Raw genomic sequence first — 17,804 nt, 5'->3', positions numbered from 1 at the left:
TTTAAAGCGAGCTGTAATAGCTGAACAATTTGGCTAATGCAGCATCGCTTTTAAAATCAACTTTGTTGGCTTTAACATATTCCTGTATTTTGTCCGCTTTATCGCCTAATGCCGCGAGGATAGTTTTTTGCGATGGCTTAATTCTGGTCATCTTATTATCGGCAAACAGGTAATAGCTGGTTACAGTTATGAAAGTTTTGGTGGTTACCTGCGAAGCAAATCCTGTTGATTCCTGCACCTTCTTTTTATAATAGTGAAGCAGTTTCACTTTTCCATCTCCTACTACCTGGTAAAAAGTCTTTGCTGTCTGATCGTCAACAGCCGGAAAACCGTTGCTGAAATTCATATCTGTTTGGTCGCTTCCTTCAAGGGTGATGCCCTTTATTGAAAAGCCCTTTACCGGATCAACAAAAGCCTGCACCGATGAATCCTGCGGACTTTTAAACAGCAACTCGTCGCCATAAACATTGTAGTTTAATATCGCATTAGCTGTTTTACCATTGGCAAAGTCAACGGCACCTTTCAACCAGTTATCTGTAAGCAAAGCGCTGCCTTCTATCCCATCATTAGTTTTAAGATAATAGGGGCGACCGGTGTAATCAGATATGTATTGCGCCTTAGCCTGAATACATAACAGCAGGAGTACGGCTATGCAAAAGAATTTATACCTTTTCATGAAAGCAATTTATATTGGTTTAAACAAAAGTGGATATGGTTGGTTATGAAGATAACTGTTTTTTGTACAATTTCATAACTAAGTAAATTTAATCATTTACGCATATTTTACATGATCAAAACCGCTCTCTGCAATTATTTGCGCATATCTTCGTTTCAGCATAAAATAAAAATAATACAAGTGTTAAATTATGTTATGCTGCCCGACGCATTTTGAGTATTGCGTTCCCCACTAAAAATTTATTACTAAATTGCTCCCTAAAACCCGAATATAAATATGAAGAAAATAATATTAGCTGCTACATTTATTGGTTATAGTGCTTTTGCCTTTGCGCAGGACGCTGTTAATGTAAACAAGGTAGTTAGTGTTGAACAAGCTTTTGATAAGTTAGTTGAACGTAAAGGAATAAAAGATGGTTTCCTGGCGGTTGCCGACCCTGAAGGCATCATATTTAAGCCCGATGTAGTTAAAATTGTTGATTTTTATAGCAAAATAGATAAACAGGCCGGCAAGCTGAGCTGGGATCCTAAATTTGCCCGCATTTCGGCCAACGGCGACCTCGCTTTCACCGCTGGCCCTTACATTTATCAGAACGGCAAAACCGAAGATGATAAAGTATTTGGCGATTATGTATCTATCTGGCGTACCAATACCGATGGTAAGCTGAAACTCCTTATCGACTTAGGCATTCAGCATCCTGAAGCGGAAGAGGAAGCTGTCACCGATTTCAAAGAACCGGATCCAGCACAGCGTTCAGGCCCAAGCAAAGACCCTTTTGGCGCTAAAAACGTTATTATTGGTACCGATAAAACTTTTAACCATGGCTTAACGCTATCGGCGATGGCCAGCTACAAAGAGTTTTTAAGCCCTGAAGGCCGCTATTACTTCCCCGGCTTCCCGCCAATGACCGGAACCGATGTGGTAATGAAGTTTATCAACAATGAAGCCATAAGCATCACTGCCGAAACTACCGATGGCGGTCGCGCGTCAAGTAACGACCTTGCCTATACTTACGGTCATGCCCGCATCACCAAAGGCAATGTTGTAGGCAATTACAACTATGTAAGGGTATGGGAAATTGACAAATCAAAAAGATGGAACATCCTGCTTGAGATTTTCTCGCCAATTGAGAATGAATAATAGAGATTAGAGGTTGGAGGTCAGAGATTAGACTTTCAACACGATTTATAAAAAAGAAGAAGGCCTCACGACTTATCGTGAGGCCTTCTTCTTTTACAATGGCCCACCAATGCCCGTGTCCTCTCGGGCCATTGCATGCACGGAGAATTATCATACGAAAAGGACGACGGGTTGTCCGTGAGGACACGGGTAAGCGGTAAATAAATAGGGCCTTGAAAATTGAATTTTCAAGGCCTTATTCCTTATAAGTTTTTATCAAGACCAATCTCTGACCTCCAACCTCTAGTCTCTTAACGCAAGCAACCTCTAATCTCCACCTTAAAACAACTGCTCTATAATATCAGCAGCCGATAATCCTTCAGCTTCGGCGTGATAGCTGCGTACTATACGGTGGCTTAAAATAGGTTTGGCTACGGCCTGAACATCTTCAATATCGGGTGAGTATTTGCCGTTGAGTACAGCATGGCATTTAGCGCCTAACACCAAAAACTGCGATGCCCTTGGGCCTGCGCCCCAGCTTAGCAGGCGGTTGATCTGCGGCGTGGCAAACTCGCTGTTGGGGCGGGTTTTTGATACCAGTTTCACCGCGTATTCCATCACATTATCAGTAACGGGGATATTGCGCACCAGTTGCTGAAAATAAATGATCTGTTGGGCGTTTAATATTTTGCTAACCTCTACTTTGTTAGTGCTTGTAGTATTTTTAACCACCTGTAGCTCCTCTTTAAACGAAGGATAGCTCAGGGCTACGTTAAACATAAACCTATCCAGTTGGGCTTCGGGTAGCGGGTAAGTACCTTCCTGCTCAATTGGGTTTTGGGTGGCCAGCACAAAAAATGGCTGTGCAAGTTTATGGGTAACTCCGGCCGCTGTTACAGCTTTTTCCTGCATGGCTTCAAGCAATGCAGCCTGCGTTTTTGGCGGCGTACGGTTTATCTCATCGGCCAGGATAATGTTTGAAAAAACCGGGCCGTGAATGAACTTAAAGTTACGGTCTTCACCTAATATTTCAGAACCGATGATATCCGATGGCATCAGGTCGGGCGTAAACTGAATCCTTTTAAAATCAAGATCAAGCACCTGCGATACCGTTTGTACCAACAGGGTTTTTGCAAGCCCGGGTACACCAACCAATAAACAATGCCCGTTACTGAAAATAGATATCAGCACAAATTTTATCACTTCATCCTGGCCTACGATTACCTTGCCTATTTCGGCGCGAATTTGCTGGTAAGCCTGCTTTAAAGCGTCTGCAGCTTCTACATCAGAACGGTGTTGCATAAAATTATTTAGACGATGATTTGATTTTGGTTTCAGGGATCACCAGTGTGGGGTTGGTGTTTACCCATTTCTTCAACACATCATATTGCTGGTACTCTTTATCAATTTTGATAAAGGTTTCTTTGCGGCGTTTTTCAAACCACTGCGATACAGTTCTGTTAACCTTATCATTATAGGCGTATTCCTTAAGTTTAGGAAAATCCTGCTCTAAGTTAGCTTTATGGGCATTAGTGGCCGATTTCAGCAATAAGATCTTGTAGCTTTTTTTACCATCGGCACCGGTGAACAGATCAGGTTTTGAAATACTGCCTACTTTCATAGTATCGGTAATCAGGGCCACTTTAGGATCAAGCTTATCAGTTGGGATGAAGGTTGAACGGCTTTGTACGTCTTCAGCATTAAGCATCATACCACCGTTATATTTGGTATCCTTATCATCTGAGTAGTATGCCGCCGCGCTTGAAAAATCGATAGCCATGTTTTTATCCTTTACAAGCAAATTGTAGATACTATCGGCCTTGGTCTTGGCCCTGTCTAAACTGGCCTGCGTAACTATCGGCGTAACCAGGATGTGCCTTACGTGTACCTGCTCACCGCGGCGTTCAATCACCTGCAAAAAGTGGAAACCGAAATCCGTTTCAAATACCTGCGAAATCTCGCCGGCTTTTAGCTTAAACGCGTTAGCGGTAAACTCCTTCACAAAAGTTGTACGATCGGCAAAACCAAGGTCACCACCTTCAGGCGCCGAACCCGGATCCTGCGAGTAAAGCCTTGCCAGTGTACCAAAGTCTTCGCCTTTTTTAACACGTTGCCTTAATTCCTCGGCTTTAGCTTTATAAAGGTCTTTTTCTTCCTTAGTTAATTTAGGCTGAAAGACGATCTCTCCAACTTCAACTTCCTTGTTAAATGAAGGGAGACTATCTTTAGCGATGCCATCATAATATTTTTTAACGTCCTGCGGGGTAACGTTCAGTTTTTCGGTGATGTGCTGCTGCATTTTCTGGGCAACCATCTGCTCTTTCAAATCGGGCCTGATCTCGTCTTTATACTGAATAACCGAACGGCCTAAAAAGGCTTCCAGTTTTTCCTGTCCACCGGCACGTTGCGTCATCTCGCGCATACGGCGGTCAACGTTAGCGTCAACATCTTCTTCTTTTACCTCGATACTATCTATAGCGGCCTGTTGTGCAAGCAGTTTTTGAGTTAGCAAAGTTTGTAAAATACGGGCTTTAACCGACGGATCTGGCTGGTTTCCCTGTACCAGGAAATTGGCGTATGACAATTCGATATCTGATAGCAGTATCGGGCTGTTACCCACTACCGCTGCAATTTTATCAAGGGTTTTGCCGGGTGTTGGTGCAGCAACCGAATCGGCTTTAACCAGTTTTTTTGCTGCCGTATCCGATGCTACCTGTGCCTTTGCAAATGTTATTGTTAAAATAAAACTAAGTACTAATACTCCTAACTTTCTCATGTAACGCTGTTATGCTAATAAAACGGGATACGCTAACCCGTTAAAAACTACGAATTTCGGTAAAATTTATTAATTATAGCTGAACAAATATTTTCTATAAAATCAGCCGCCTATAATTGTGCTAATATGCCTATAAAGCTTGAGATCGTTTAACTACTTTTGGTTAAAATTTGTTAAAGTGAAAGTTGAGAACCCGGCCGCGTTTCGTTTTTTGTTAGAGGATGAACTTTACCTGCTTAATGCAGATAAAATGTTGTATGATAAAATTGCTGAACCTGAACCTATCCTGGCAGTACCATCATCTCCTGTTATTGAAAATACAAAAATCGAACCGGTAATAACCAGTCCTTCTTTAACTCCTGAGCCTCAGCCTGTAATACAAACGCCGGCTGCCGGATTTAAGTATATGGGGCAAAACTTAAAGAACTTCCTGGTACTTACACATTATACAACTGCCGAATTTATAAAGGCCGAACATTTAGCTGCGCTTGAAAGCATCCTGAAACGTAAGGAACTTGCCCCGGATGATATCGCGATATTTAACCTGGCTAATTACAGCGATACTAAATTTAGCCAGCTGAAGCCGTTTTTTAAACCAACCAGGGTACTTGTTTTGGGCGGAGACGCGCTGCCGCAGGATATCAAAGTGCTTAAACCCAATAAACCGGTAACCTCAAACGGAATTACCGTGCTTTACACCTATTCGTTTGATGAAATGATGGATAATGTGGATAATAAAAAGGCTTTCTGGGAACTGGTAAAAACATTATAAACCAAACTCATCATTAAATACCATGCAGCAATTAGTTTTCGCTACCAATAACCGTCATAAACTGGATGAGGTTTCGGCCAAACTCAACGGAGCTATTCAATTATTAACCCTGCACGATATTGGCTGTTATGATGATATTGAGGAAACCGGTACTACTTTTAAAGCTAACGCTTCTATCAAAAGCCACCATGTTTATGCCGAATATAAACTTAACTGCTTTGGCGACGACAGCGGCCTGGAAATAGATGCCCTGAACGGCGAACCCGGCGTTTACTCGGCCAGGTATGCCGGTACGCACGGCAACCATGCTGCCAACATCAGCAAGGTGCTTGATAACTTAAAAGGTGAAACAAACCGTAAAGCCCGTTTCCGTACTGTGATCTCTTTAATGTGGAACGGCGAAGAACATTTTTTTGAGGGAACAGTAGAGGGCACCATCCGCCAGGAACTAAGCGGTAGCGGTGGTTTTGGCTATGATCCTATTTTTGAACCCGAAGGTTATGATATAACTTTTGCCGAAATGAGCATGGCAGAAAAAAACGCCATCAGCCACCGGGCAAAAGCAATGGAGCAACTGATTGCTTTTTTAAACAAGGCAGATAAATAATAATAATTCCTAAACGGCCAACGCCACTTAACTAATACTTAAACGCACATCTACACAGGATTTTTTTCTTATAAACTCCTGTGCACTAACATTAGATAAAACGTTTAACTGAATTTTATTCAATATTTTTAAATTTCCCGCAACCTTCCTCGTATTCAACCCGTAAAATAGAGCTATAAGGAATAACCTATGAACTTTATAAAACGAATCGGTAAAATTTTATCGGACAGAGACACCAATCCTAAGTTTGTTAATAGCCTTAAAAAGGTTCGCGAGGCCGATCAGCTTGCTGAAGCTATAAACAAAAGGTTAAATGAATTAGAAAAGCGCACACGTCAGCAAGCAGTGAATTTATAATTGTGCACTTTGGCAGGATTTATGCTATTTATGCATAAAATATACTGTCATGAAAAAGCTAATTCAAACCTCAATCGCAATCCTATCGCTTGTTCTGGTCATTTCGGCCTGTTCTTCAACCAAAAACACCACTACGTCTAACGTATCGCGCGGAAAATTTGTTGGTACCTGGACCTGTAATAATGTAAGCTATGATGGCCTTGTACAAAATGCAGTACAAAGCGTATTTGATCAGGCACCTCCCGAAGCATTTGTAGGCAGCACCTGGAAACTCACTAACAGCGGTAACGGTATTTATACCTTAACTAACGGAACATCTCAAACTATATTCTGGTCGGTTTATAATGGCGGTACAACCGGTACCCAATTCCAGTTCAAAAAACTTTATGAGGGAGATAAAGCTAAAAACGTAGCCGAAGGTTACCGTTTGGATATTGCCAATAACGACGGCTCGGCCATGACCCTGAAATCGCCAGTTACTGTAGGTAACAGCACAGGATATATTGTTTATTCATTTACTAAAAACCCGTAATTTAGGATAAAGGTAAAAGGCGAAAGGTTAAAGGTGCCTTTCCAGTCCATAAAATAAAAAAGGCGAAGTTTGGGATATTTCAAACTTCGCCTTTTTCATTTTATGCGATAGGCAAAAGCCTTTCGCCTTTTACCTTTATCCTTTCACCTTACTACTATCCTTTCGGCTTACTCCGCTGGTGTAAATTTTAAGCATACCGGGTTACCGATATCAACTTTTATACCTGTTTGGTTAAGTTTACCGGTGTTAGGATCTATCTTGAATACCCACATGTTATCGCTGTTTTGGTTTGCTACAATCAGGAAGTTACCTGTTGGGTCAATAGCAAAATCGCGCGGATTTTTACCGAAGGTTGCCTGACGGGCCACAAAAGTAAGCAAACCTGTTTCAGGGTTTACCGAATAGATATTGATCTCGTTGGTTTCTAAACGGTTAGAAGCATAAAGAAAACGGCCATCTGGCGAAAGGTGGATAGCCGCGCCCGCGGTTTGACCTTTAAAGCCATCTGGCAACATGGTGATAGATTGCTTTTGTTTAAGTTTACCATTGTTATAATCAAACACAATCACGTTCGATCCCATTTCGGTTACCAGGTACACAGTTTTTTTATCGGCCGAAAACTCCAGGTGCCTTGGGCCTTCGCCTGGCGCAACACTCACAAAGGCAGGTGTTGCCGGTTCAATACGAGGCTCTTTTGATGGGCGATAACGGAATATGTTTACTTTATCGGTACCGAGGTCATTATACAATACATATTTTTCATCGGGAGTAAGAACTGCCATGTGCGCATGTGCCGACTCCTGTCTTTCTTTATTTACGCTATGGCCATCGTCATGCACAGTCTGAATGCCATTAGCAATCGAACCATCTTTATTTAAAGGCATCACCGCCACATTCCCGCTCGAGTAGTTAGCTATGAGCAGGTTTTTCTGCGCCTTATCAACCGAGATATAGCACGGATCGGCCCCCAAAGTTGATTGTTTGTTGATAAAAGTCATTTTACCGGTTTTAGGCTCAAATGAAAAGGCGCTTACCTCACCTTTAGGCAACTCGTTAACGGCATAAATAAATTTATTGTTGGCGCTTAATGTCAGGTAAGATGGGTTATCAACACCATCAATTTCACTAAGATAAGCCAGCTTGCCGGTTTCGGCGTAAAAGCGGTATACAACAATACCTTTGCTTTTGCCTGTAGTATAAGTACCCACTACAAGATCGAAAGTTTTAGGTCCCGTTTTTTTATTTTGTGCAAATGTGAGCGCCGGTGAAAGCATAGCTATGATCAAAAGAAATTTCTTCATGGTTGATTGTTTGATGGTTATTGCTGTGCAAGATAGTAAAATAGACAAAAAAAATGCCCCGCTGTTTAGCGGGGCATTTTTTTTATTTCATCAGGTGTTTTAACTGGATAATCTCTTTTTCGTCGAGGTAACGCCAGCGGCCACGTGGAAGGTCTTTTTTGGTAAGGTTGGCATAAACCACCCTGTCCAGCTTTACAACTTCGTAACCAAGGTGCTCAAACATACGGCGAACGATACGGTTTTTGCCGCTGTGGATCTGAATACCGATCTCACGTTTTGAACCACCGGTAACGTAAGATACCGAATCAGGCTTAATTACACCATCTTCCAGTTCAAGACCAAAAGTTAATTTATTTAAATCGCCCTGGCTTAAGCTTTTGCTAAGTTCAACCTGGTATAGTTTGGTGATGCTGTTACGTGGATGCGAAAGCTTATCGGCCAAGTCACCATCGTTTGTCATTAATAACAAACCGGTAGTGTTACGGTCAAGACGACCAACCGGGTAAATACGCTCACGTGTAGCTTTTTCAACCAGGTGCATTACTGTGCGGCGCTCCTGCGGGTCATCAGTTGTAGTGATGTAATCCTTTGGTTTATTTAATAATACATAAACCATTTTTTCGCGTTTAAGCGTTTCGCCGTTATATTTAATAGTGTCTTTAAGCGGGTTTACTTTAGTGCCCAGCTCAGTTACCACTTCACCATTTACAGATACTACGCCCGCGGCAATCAACTCATCGGCTTTACGGCGTGAGCAAATACCTGCATTTGATATGTAACGGTTTAAACGGATCAGCCCGTCGTCTTCTGTTTTTTTAGCAGGAGCGTTTTTACGGCCACGCATGGTTTTAGGGGCATCCTGTTGGTTTTCCCTGTCATGCGGCCTGTGCGCAGGCCTTTCGCCAAATGGCGATTTTTCTTTAAAACCGCCTTCGCGTTTTTTGAAGCCGCCCTCGGTTCCCCGCGGTGCAAACTTACGCTCGCCGGCAGCATCACTACCAAAGCTTCTTTTAGGTTTGCCTTCAAAGCTTGCTGATGAACGGGTACGCGGAGATGAGTAAGGTTTTTTCTCGCCTTGCGCATCGCCACCGAAACTTCTTTTAGGCCTTTCGCTATCACCGGTTGTGGGTCTGCCGCTATAAGGTTTACGTGGGCCACCGCTAAATGACTTTCTTTCGCCGGTACTATCACCGCCGAAATTCCTTTTTGGCCTGTCTTCACCGTCGCTGGCAGGCCTGCCTGAGTATGGCCTTGACTTACCGCCTGATCTTTTATCGCCAGATGATGAACCGTCCCTAAAATTGCTTTTGGGCTTATCGTCACTGAACCTGTTGCTTTGGAATGTTTTTTCCGGTCTGGAAAATATTTTTTTCTCTCCGTTGGGAGTAGCTTTACCTTTTGGGGTTGATGCTGATTTTTTTGGTCGGTCGTCGGATTTTGAACTCCTTGATGACGACTTTCCGGGTTTGTCGTCGCGACTACCTGCTGGTCTCTTAAATACCATAATTTTTTGTTTAGCGCTTTCGCAGCGTGAGGGTCAAAGTTACGCTTTTTTGCCAATTTCCATCTAAAAAAATCAAAAAAATATCACTAAACAAAATCGCCGTTTAAACGGTTTTAAAGGCGGTTTTTGAACCGAAAACCACGTCTAAAAAAATTAGCAAAATGCTAAGTATTTGATTATGTGATTCGTATGACATACCTTTGCAGCGCATTCTACCCAATGTATAGTTAAATGATAGGACAAGAAATGATTAAAAAACACTTACTTACGTGCTCCGTAACGCTGGTGCTGGTTCTCATTTCCGGGCTTAATATTTTCGGTAAAATTGTTACCCAAAAAGGCACAAAAAAAGCCTCTTTGAGCCCCCGAACCTCAGATTTTATTTTTATTAAAAGCACATCGGCTGTTACTTACAACTTTGCCGATGAAGCTTTACCAGTTAATGACGCAAGAGTTACCTTTAAACTCAATAAATCGCTCAGGCAACATGACTTTAAAAGTGTGCAAAGCAATATTTTGCATCGCAAGGCCGAGTTGTGGTTCCCGATTATTGAACCGATTTTGAAGTTTTACGGTATCCCTGAAGATTTTAAGTATGTACCATTGGTCGAGTCGGGCCTTAAATCTGGTACATCATCTAAAGGCGCGTCGGGTTTTTGGCAATTTATGCCGGGTACAGCACGTACCTACGGACTCAGAGTAGGCCATGGTGTTGATGAGCGGAAAAACCTTCGCAAATCAACCATTGCAGCCTGCAAGTATATCAAAGAACTATACGATCAATTTAACAGCTGGACACTGGCGGCTGCAGCTTACAACAATGGCTCAATCAAATTAGCACGTGCCATTAATAAGCAAAATGAAGATAACTACTTCCGCATGAAGCTGAACCGCGAAACCGGTTCATATGTTTACAAGCTGATTGCCATGAAAGCTATTATCGAGCAGCCGAAAGAGCACGGATATGATAACTATTTTTATATCCCGCCTGCATCGCAGTTGCTGGCAATTAATTAATGACAGTAATCATACTGTAAATTAATTAAAAGATTACATTACGGAGCACTTTGAGGCCGGTTATCCACAGTGGATAACCGGCCTTTTTTGCTTATATTTGTAGCAAACTATTGATGGTTTAAGCCAAAAATTTTAGGAAAGCAGCGTTTTGTAAAAATCTGGCAACTATAATAATTAGCTTCAAACAATGTCAATAAATCCATATTAATAAAGTATGAGTACAAAACCTCTTGTTGACCTGGGCGAGCAAAGTGAAGTTGAAGTTTATGGTGCCCGGGTGCATAACCTGAAAAATATAGATGTTTCGTTTCCGCGCAATCAACTGGTGGTAATTACCGGGCTTAGCGGCAGCGGTAAATCATCACTGGCGTTTGATACTATTTACGCCGAAGGCCAGCGTCGTTATATGGAAACATTTTCAGCCTATTCGCGCCAGTTTATGGGTGGTATGGAAAGGCCGGATGTGGATAAGGTATCGGGCCTGAGCCCGGTTATTGCCATTGAGCAAAAAACAACCAGCAAAAACCCACGTTCAACTGTAGGTACCATTACAGAGATTTACGATTTTATGCGTTTGCTGTTTGCCCGTGCGGGTGATGCCTATTCTTACACCACCGGTGAAAAGATGGAGCGCATGAGCGAAGACCAGATCCTGAAAACCATCGCCGAAAAATTTGACGGGCAGCCGGTTAATATCCTGGCCCCGGTGGTAAAAGCCCGTAAAGGACACTACCGCGAATTATTTGAGTCTATCCGTAAGCAAGGTTTTTTAAAGGTTTGGGTTGATGGCGCCATTGCCGATGTTGAGCCCAAAATGCAGGTTGACCGTTACAAGATCCACGATATTGATATTGTGGTTGACCGCCTGGTGGTAAGCGAAAAAGACAGCAAGCGTTTATATACCTCTGTTCAGCAGGCTTTAAAAATTGCCAAGGGCATTATTCGTATTGCAGATAAAGACAATAACGTATCCTATTATAGTAAATACCTGATGGACCCGGTTTCGGGTATCTCGTATGATGAGCCTCAGCCAAATACATTCTCGTTTAACTCGCCTTATGGCGCTTGCGAAAAATGTAATGGACTGGGTTATATTTTTGAGGTTGATGAAGCTTCGGTAATTCCTAACCCGAAACTGAGCATCATGAATGGCGGTTTAGCCCCTATTGGCGAGTACCGCGAGACTTGGATTTTCCAGGTGCTGAAATCGCTGGCAAAAAAATATGAGTTTTCGTTATCAACCCCTATCGAAAAACTTAACCGCGATCAGCTGGATATGATCCTTAACGGTGCACCTGAAACATTAAGTGTTGCCGTTGAATATAACAAGTGGAACGTTCAAAGCTACCAGATCACGTTTGAAGGGATCATCCGCATGCTGGAAGAACAGCAGGAACGTCGCAACGACGAAGGCATGGACGACATGGAGAACTACCGTGTGCTCCGCACCTGCCCGGTTTGCGAAGGGGCAAGGCTTAAAAAGGAGTCACTACATTTTAAGGTAGATGGCAAAAATATATTTGAACTGGCCTGCATGGATATCAATCACCTGCAGGAGTGGTTTGATGGACTGGAAGACCGCCTCAACGAACGTCAGAATGTTATAGCCAAAGAGATCCTTAAAGAGATCCGCGCACGTATTGTGTTTTTACTGGATGTTGGTTTAAGTTATTTAACGCTTGACCGTACGGCTAAAACCCTTTCGGGTGGTGAGGCCCAACGCATCAGGCTGGCTACGCAAATTGGTTCGCAACTGATGAATGTGATGTACATTTTGGATGAGCCAAGTATCGGTTTGCACCAGCGTGATAACGAGCGCTTGATTAACGCGCTTAAAAACCTGCGCGATTTGGGTAACACCGTATTGGTTGTTGAACACGATAAAGATATGATACTGGAAGCCGACCATGTAATTGACATGGGCCCGGCAGCGGGTGTGCATGGTGGCCAGGTTGTTGCCGAAGGTACTCCTGCCCAGTTAATGGAAAAACACACGCTTACTACATCATATATTAACGGTGAACGTGAAATCGCTATACCTAAAAAACGCCGCGAAGGCAATGGCAAAACCCTGAGCCTGAAAAAAGCTACCGGCCATAATTTGAAGAAAGTATCGGTCGATTTTCCATTGGGCAAACTCATAGGTATAACCGGCGTATCCGGCAGTGGTAAATCAAGTTTGATCACCGAAACATTATACCCTATCTTGAACCATCATTTTTTCAGGGCAAAAAAACAACCGCTGCCTTATGAAAAAATTGAAGGACTGGAGCATATCGATAAAGTAATTGAGATAGATCAGACGCCTATCGGTCGTACGCCGCGTTCAAACCCGGCTACTTATACCGGGGTGTTTTCGGATATCCGTAATTTGTTTGTGGCATTGCCCGAGTCAAGGATCAGGGGGTACAAACCGGGCCGTTTCTCGTTCAACGTAAAAGGCGGCCGCTGTGAAACCTGCCAGGGTGCCGGTATGAAGGTAATTGAAATGAACTTTTTACCCGATGTACAGGTACCTTGCGAAGAATGCGGCGGCAGGCGCTACAACCGCGAAACACTTGAAGTGCGTTACCGGGGCAAATCCATCAGCGATGTACTGGATATGAGCATTGAAGATGCTACACCATTTTTTGAGCACATCCCGTCTATCTATCGTAAAGTAAAAACACTGAACGATGTAGGCCTGGGTTATATCACTTTAGGGCAGGCTTCAACTACGTTATCCGGCGGTGAAGCACAACGCGTTAAACTGGCTACCGAACTATCTAAAAAAGATACCGGCAACACTTTTTATATTCTGGATGAGCCAACCACAGGTTTACACTTTGAAGATATCAACGTGCTGTTAGGAGTACTTAATCAACTGGTTGATAAAGGCAATACCGTTTTGGTTATTGAACACAACCTTGATGTTATAAAAGTGGTTGACCACGTAATTGACCTTGGCCCAGAAGGAGGCTCTGGTGGTGGTAACATCTTGTTCTCTGGCACGCCCGAAGGCCTGTGTAAGGTAAAGAACAGCTTTACCGGTAAGTTTTTGAAAAAAGAAATGGGATTGTAGAAACTTACGAAGTTTTAAAAGCTTCGTAAGTTTATGTCTTTAGATAAAACAGGAATGGTATGTACAGAAACTTGTACATACCATTCCTGTTTTGTACCTTTATAAAAAGCAATCATAATGGAGATTACAACTTACACTGCTTTCAGGCAGCAGCTAAAATCCTTTTTAGATAAAGTGCGAAATGATCATAAACCTTTGATTGTGACAAGCGCCAATGCCGAAGATATCGTTGTAATATCGAAAGCAGATTATGAAAGTATGGAGGAAACTTTCTATCTCTTAAAAAACCCTAAAAATGCCGAAAGATTAATGCAGGGGATTGAGGAATATGAAAAAGGCTTGGGCAAAGAAAGAAAATTGCTTGAAGAGTGAAGATAATTTTCCAAAGCCCCGCATGGGAGGACTATCTCTATTGGCAAACCACAGATAAGTCTGTTTTAAAGAAGATCAACTCCCTCATTAAAGAAATCGAACGAACTCCCTATGAAGGGAACGGAAAGCCCGAACCTTTAAAACACAATTTAGCAGGTTGGTGGTCGCGCCGGATAAATCTCGAACACAGATTAATTTACAGGGTCGAAGCCGATTCGATATTTATTCTGCAATGCAGATACCACTATTAATTATATTTTCCTTTCCGTAGCTTTATCCTTTTAACAACACCTTCATGAAAAAAATATTACTCGCGCTATTCATAGCAGGTTCGTTTGCGGCCTGTAATCAGCCTAAATCAAACGATACAGGCAGTGCAATTCCAGCCAATAAAGATTTGGCAAAAGTTTTTGAAGATTATTTTCAGGATGGCTTAAAGCTTTACCCGCTTAATGCAACCTATATTGGCGACAGGCGCTATAATGATCTGCTACCTAACGATGGCTCCGCCGAGTTTTTGAAAAAGGCTTATGATTATAACTCGGTTTACCTTTCGAAAGTAAAAAACTTTGAAAGGGCCGAATTGAATACCGACGATCAGCTATCTTATGATATTTTCACTTACGAGGTACAGCTATCGCTTGATAACTTTAAGCACCATTTTGAGTACATGCCCTTTAACCAGTTTTATGCCCTGCCAATTACTATGGGGCAGCTGGGTTCAGGTTCAGGGGCGCAGCCTTTTAAAACCGTTGTTGATTACAATGATTGGCTAAAGCGCTTATCAGCGTTCCAGATTTGGGCGGATACTGCCATCTCTAATTTTAACAAAGGCATCAAAGCGGGTGTAGTATTACCAAAATCGTTGGTTGTTAAAATGATTCCTGAAATGCAGGATCTGGTATCAAAAGACGTGGAGAAAAGTTTATTCTACGGGCCGGTTACCAACATGCCTAAAGATTTTTCGGATGCTGACAAAAAGCAACTGACCGAGGCCTATAAAAAAGCTATTACTACCATAGTTAACCCAACATACCAAAAACTGGCCGATTACCTGAAAAACCAGTACCTGCCACATGCGCGTACTACCTCAGGCTTTTCATCGCTACCGGATGGTACTGCCAAATACACCTACTTAGTTAAGCAGCAAACCACTACCGACAAAACCCCTGAAGAAATTTATCAGCTGGGCCTAAAAGAAGTTGCCCGCATCCGCGGATTAATGGATAGCATCAAAACCAGTGTTGGCTTCAAGGGCGATCTGAAAGCGTTTTTTGAATACATGAAAACCGACCCTAAGTTTACGCCTTACAAAACACCAAAGGATGTACTTGATGCTTTTGAGAATATCCACAAACGCATGGAGCCCCATCTGAAAAAAATGTTTAACCATGTGCCTAAAACGCCATTCGAGATCAGGCAAACCGAGGCTTTCCGAGCGGCGTCAGCCAGTGCGGAGTATAACCAGGGTTCGGCAGATGGCACCCGTCCGGGGATTTTTTATGTGCCGATACTTGATGCTACCAAATTTAACACCACATCAGGCATGGAGTCGTTGTTTTTACATGAGGCAATCCCTGGTCATCATTACCAGATCTCTTTAACCCAAGAAAACGCGTCATTGCCGAAATTCCGCCGGTTTGATCCCGGAGAAACGGCATACGTAGAAGGCTGGGCGCTGTATTGTGAATCGCTGGGTAAAGAACTGGGATTATACACCGACCCATACCAGCATATGGGCGCCTTGGGCGATGAAATTCACCGTGCTATCCGTTTGGTAGTTGACGTTGCTATCCACACCAAAGGCATGACCCGTGAACAAGCAATTAAATATATGATGGATAACGAAGCCATCAGCGAGCAAGGAGCAACCGCCGAAATTGAACGTTACATGGCTATCCCCGGTCAGGCGTTGAGCTACAAAATAGGTGCGCTCAAAATCCGTGAGCTACGTAACAAATATGAAAAACAATTGGGCAGCAAGTTCAATATCGCCGAATTCCATAACCAGGTACTAAAAGATGGCGCTATGCCGATGGCTGTTTTTGAAGCTAAAATGGATGCCTGGGCAGCGAAGCAGTAATTGGGAATATAACCAATAAAAAAAAGCGTCATTGCCTCGTACCCTTACAGCAATGACGCTTTTTTTGATCTACAGGGTTTCCTCAACTAAACACCGCCAGTACCCCAAAGTAAATCAGCATACAACCCGAGCTTATAAAATTCATGCGCATGGCATTTTTAAAATTGGCATTAACTGTTGACTTACCTACCTTATAAAACCAGTAGTTGAAGAAAATAAATATCGGAGCCGCACATACTAAAAAGAAATAAAAGTTAAGCATCATCCCGGCCAGGTGCCAATAGTAGTAAGACAAGCCTATTCCCATCGCAAACAATACTCCCGAAAAAATAAAGGAGCCTTTGTACCCCAAAACAATGCTGAGTGTTTTATCCCCCCGCCTGCTGTCTTCCTCGTGCTGATAAACCTGGGTTAAAGGATAGGATGCCCCGATGAGACAGGAACTGATGGCTCCGGGAATAATCAACCCTAAATCCCAATGGCTAAACAGGCTTGTGCCGGTAAGGGCCGTGTAAGTGGTATAATAGATAAAACATCCCTGGAAAATAAACACCGTTAAAAAGCTAATGATGGGATACTTTTTTAAACGGGTAGCCGGATGGCTGTACAGTTTTGACATAATACCATAAATAAGTACCGCGAAGGCAAATTCCCAGCTAATGATAAAGCCCAGCAGAAATGCTACAGCCTCCAGCAAAATAGAAAAATAATAAAGACTGATATCTACTTCGGGCGGTTTGGCTAACAGGGCAATACTATCTTCATCCTTATCAAAATAACTGTTATAACCATTGCTGGCCGGGAAAGCTAAAAAATGCCAGATAAAAAACACAAGCACGGCTGTTGATGTTTTCACCGTATCGGCCTGACTAAAGGCAAACAGGTACACCGGCAGCAAAAAAACAGAAAATACAAACCTCAAATGCGCCCATGCCGACCGGGTAGGAATAAATTGCTTAAATTTCATTGTTGCCGTTTGCTGATAATACTTTCAAAAGCAACTTTCAGTTGCCCCGGTACCGTTATAAACTTACAACCTTTTAAATAAAAAATTGTCCCGCATAAATTATTATGTTTGGGAATAGCGTTAATGTAACATCATGAAGAAAATTTATATAGCAGTACTTTTAATATTCGCGGCGACTGCAAGCTTCGCGCAAACGGTAACTAAATCAGACATCAGCTTTAAGATAAAAAATTTGGGCTTTAATGTGGGCGGCACCTTCGGTGGCTTGCAGGCCGATATCAAGTTTAAACCTAATGACCTGGCAGGTAGTTCTATCGAAGCATCCGTAGCTTCAAATACCGTGAACAGCGATAATGAAAGCCGCGATAACCACCTTAAAAGCGAAGATTATTTTGACGTGGCCAAATATCCTAAGATCACGATGAAGTCGGTTTCATTTAAACGTAAAAGCGGGAGCAACTATACCGGCAATTTTAACGTAACTATTAGAGATAAAACAAAGTTGATTGAAATACCTTTTACTTACGTAGAAACGGGTAATACTGCTCAGCTGAAAGGAAGCTTCATGATATTGCGGACAGATTTTGGCATAGGCGGCAAAAACCTGATCCTTTCAAATGAGGCCAATGTTTCGGTTGAGGCAGAGATCAGCAAATAAAA

Annotated in this window: 17 protein-coding genes; 11 read left to right on the top strand and 6 right to left on the bottom strand. The window is 42.6% G+C overall.

Annotated elements, in window-relative coordinates; genetic code table 11:
- Position 1 precedes the first annotated feature (1 nt).
- Complete coding sequence (locus tag DUL71_RS20785) at positions 2–676, bottom strand: hypothetical protein (RefSeq protein WP_114939892.1); 675 nt, start codon at positions 674–676, stop codon at positions 2–4.
- A 276-nt stretch (positions 677–952) separates the two neighbouring features.
- On the opposite strand from DUL71_RS20785, the gene DUL71_RS20780 reads away from it, so the two are divergent.
- Positions 953–1,816 carry a Cif family virulence factor gene (locus DUL71_RS20780; RefSeq protein ID WP_114939891.1) on the top strand — a complete coding sequence of 288 codons (864 nt, stop codon included), beginning with the start codon at positions 953–955 and terminating at the stop codon, positions 1,814–1,816.
- A 318-nt stretch (positions 1,817–2,134) separates the two neighbouring features.
- Here the strand turns inward: DUL71_RS20780 and DUL71_RS20775 are convergent, their stop codons facing one another.
- Both DUL71_RS20775 and DUL71_RS20770 read right to left on the bottom strand, forming a co-directional pair.
- Complete coding sequence (locus tag DUL71_RS20775) at positions 2,135–3,097, bottom strand: AAA family ATPase (protein ID WP_114939890.1); 963 nt, start codon at positions 3,095–3,097, stop codon at positions 2,135–2,137.
- A gap of 4 nt (positions 3,098–3,101) precedes the next feature.
- On the bottom strand, positions 3,102–4,571 hold the full coding sequence (locus DUL71_RS20770; protein ID WP_114939889.1) for a peptidylprolyl isomerase: 1,470 nt from the start codon (positions 4,569–4,571) through the stop codon (positions 3,102–3,104).
- Positions 4,572–4,749: 178 nt separating this feature from the next.
- Here DUL71_RS20770 and DUL71_RS20765 point away from each other — a divergent pair, with 178 nt between their 5' ends.
- The 4 genes from DUL71_RS20765 to DUL71_RS20755 all read left to right on the top strand — a co-directional run bounded on the left by DUL71_RS20765 (position 4,750) and on the right by DUL71_RS20755 (position 6,839).
- Positions 4,750–5,343: a hypothetical protein gene (locus DUL71_RS20765; RefSeq protein WP_114939888.1), complete on the top strand. Its 594-nt coding sequence runs from the start codon at positions 4,750–4,752 to the stop codon at positions 5,341–5,343.
- A gap of 22 nt (positions 5,344–5,365) precedes the next feature.
- Positions 5,366–5,950, top strand: a complete 585-nt coding sequence (locus tag DUL71_RS20760; protein ID WP_112570718.1) for a non-canonical purine NTP diphosphatase — start codon at positions 5,366–5,368, stop codon at positions 5,948–5,950.
- 189 nt (positions 5,951–6,139) lie between these two features.
- The gene (locus DUL71_RS32050) at positions 6,140–6,307 is read left to right on the top strand and encodes a hypothetical protein (RefSeq protein ID WP_154402448.1); all 168 of its coding nucleotides are present in this window, start codon (positions 6,140–6,142) and stop codon (positions 6,305–6,307) included.
- A gap of 49 nt (positions 6,308–6,356) precedes the next feature.
- Complete coding sequence (locus DUL71_RS20755; RefSeq protein WP_112570720.1) at positions 6,357–6,839, top strand: hypothetical protein; 483 nt, start codon at positions 6,357–6,359, stop codon at positions 6,837–6,839.
- Positions 6,840–7,006: 167 nt separating this feature from the next.
- On the opposite strand, the gene DUL71_RS20750 is transcribed toward DUL71_RS20755, so the two are convergent.
- Positions 7,007–8,140: a lactonase family protein gene (locus DUL71_RS20750; protein WP_114939887.1), complete on the bottom strand. Its 1,134-nt coding sequence runs from the start codon at positions 8,138–8,140 to the stop codon at positions 7,007–7,009.
- A gap of 82 nt (positions 8,141–8,222) precedes the next feature.
- On the bottom strand, positions 8,223–9,644 hold the full coding sequence (locus DUL71_RS20745; RefSeq protein ID WP_114939886.1) for a pseudouridine synthase: 1,422 nt from the start codon (positions 9,642–9,644) through the stop codon (positions 8,223–8,225).
- Between the two features lie 246 nt (positions 9,645–9,890).
- Between DUL71_RS20745 and DUL71_RS20740 the strand changes: the two genes are divergently transcribed.
- The 5 genes from DUL71_RS20740 to DUL71_RS20720 all read left to right on the top strand — a co-directional run bounded on the left by DUL71_RS20740 (position 9,891) and on the right by DUL71_RS20720 (position 16,177).
- On the top strand, positions 9,891–10,661 hold the full coding sequence (locus DUL71_RS20740) for a lytic transglycosylase domain-containing protein (RefSeq protein WP_112571526.1): 771 nt from the start codon (positions 9,891–9,893) through the stop codon (positions 10,659–10,661).
- Positions 10,662–10,875: 214 nt separating this feature from the next.
- Positions 10,876–13,722 (top strand): excinuclease ABC subunit UvrA, encoded by a 2,847-nt coding sequence (gene uvrA, locus DUL71_RS20735; protein WP_112570726.1) that lies wholly within the window; start codon positions 10,876–10,878, stop codon positions 13,720–13,722.
- 117 nt (positions 13,723–13,839) lie between these two features.
- Positions 13,840–14,094 (top strand): type II toxin-antitoxin system Phd/YefM family antitoxin, encoded by a 255-nt coding sequence (locus DUL71_RS20730; protein ID WP_114939885.1) that lies wholly within the window; start codon positions 13,840–13,842, stop codon positions 14,092–14,094.
- Positions 14,091–14,345: a Txe/YoeB family addiction module toxin gene (locus tag DUL71_RS20725; protein ID WP_114939884.1), complete on the top strand. Its 255-nt coding sequence runs from the start codon at positions 14,091–14,093 to the stop codon at positions 14,343–14,345. Before DUL71_RS20730 ends, DUL71_RS20725 begins: the two co-directional genes overlap by 4 nt.
- Positions 14,346–14,389: 44 nt before the next feature.
- Positions 14,390–16,177 carry a DUF885 domain-containing protein gene (locus DUL71_RS20720; protein WP_114939883.1) on the top strand — a complete coding sequence of 596 codons (1,788 nt, stop codon included), beginning with the start codon at positions 14,390–14,392 and terminating at the stop codon, positions 16,175–16,177.
- A gap of 82 nt (positions 16,178–16,259) precedes the next feature.
- On the opposite strand, the gene DUL71_RS20715 is transcribed toward DUL71_RS20720, so the two are convergent.
- Positions 16,260–17,144 (bottom strand): UbiA family prenyltransferase, encoded by an 885-nt coding sequence (locus DUL71_RS20715; RefSeq protein WP_114939882.1) that lies wholly within the window; start codon positions 17,142–17,144, stop codon positions 16,260–16,262.
- Between the two features lie 133 nt (positions 17,145–17,277).
- Here DUL71_RS20715 and DUL71_RS20710 point away from each other — a divergent pair, with 133 nt between their 5' ends.
- Positions 17,278–17,802 (top strand): YceI family protein, encoded by a 525-nt coding sequence (locus DUL71_RS20710; protein ID WP_114939881.1) that lies wholly within the window; start codon positions 17,278–17,280, stop codon positions 17,800–17,802.
- The last annotated feature ends 2 nt before the right edge of the window (positions 17,803–17,804 follow it).

Source organism: Mucilaginibacter endophyticus (assembly GCF_003351025.1).
Taxonomy (GTDB): Bacteria; Bacteroidota; Bacteroidia; order Sphingobacteriales; family Sphingobacteriaceae; genus Mucilaginibacter; species Mucilaginibacter endophyticus.
Note: the sequence above shows the minus strand (reverse complement) of the source record. Positions and strands in the feature narration are given on the sequence as shown.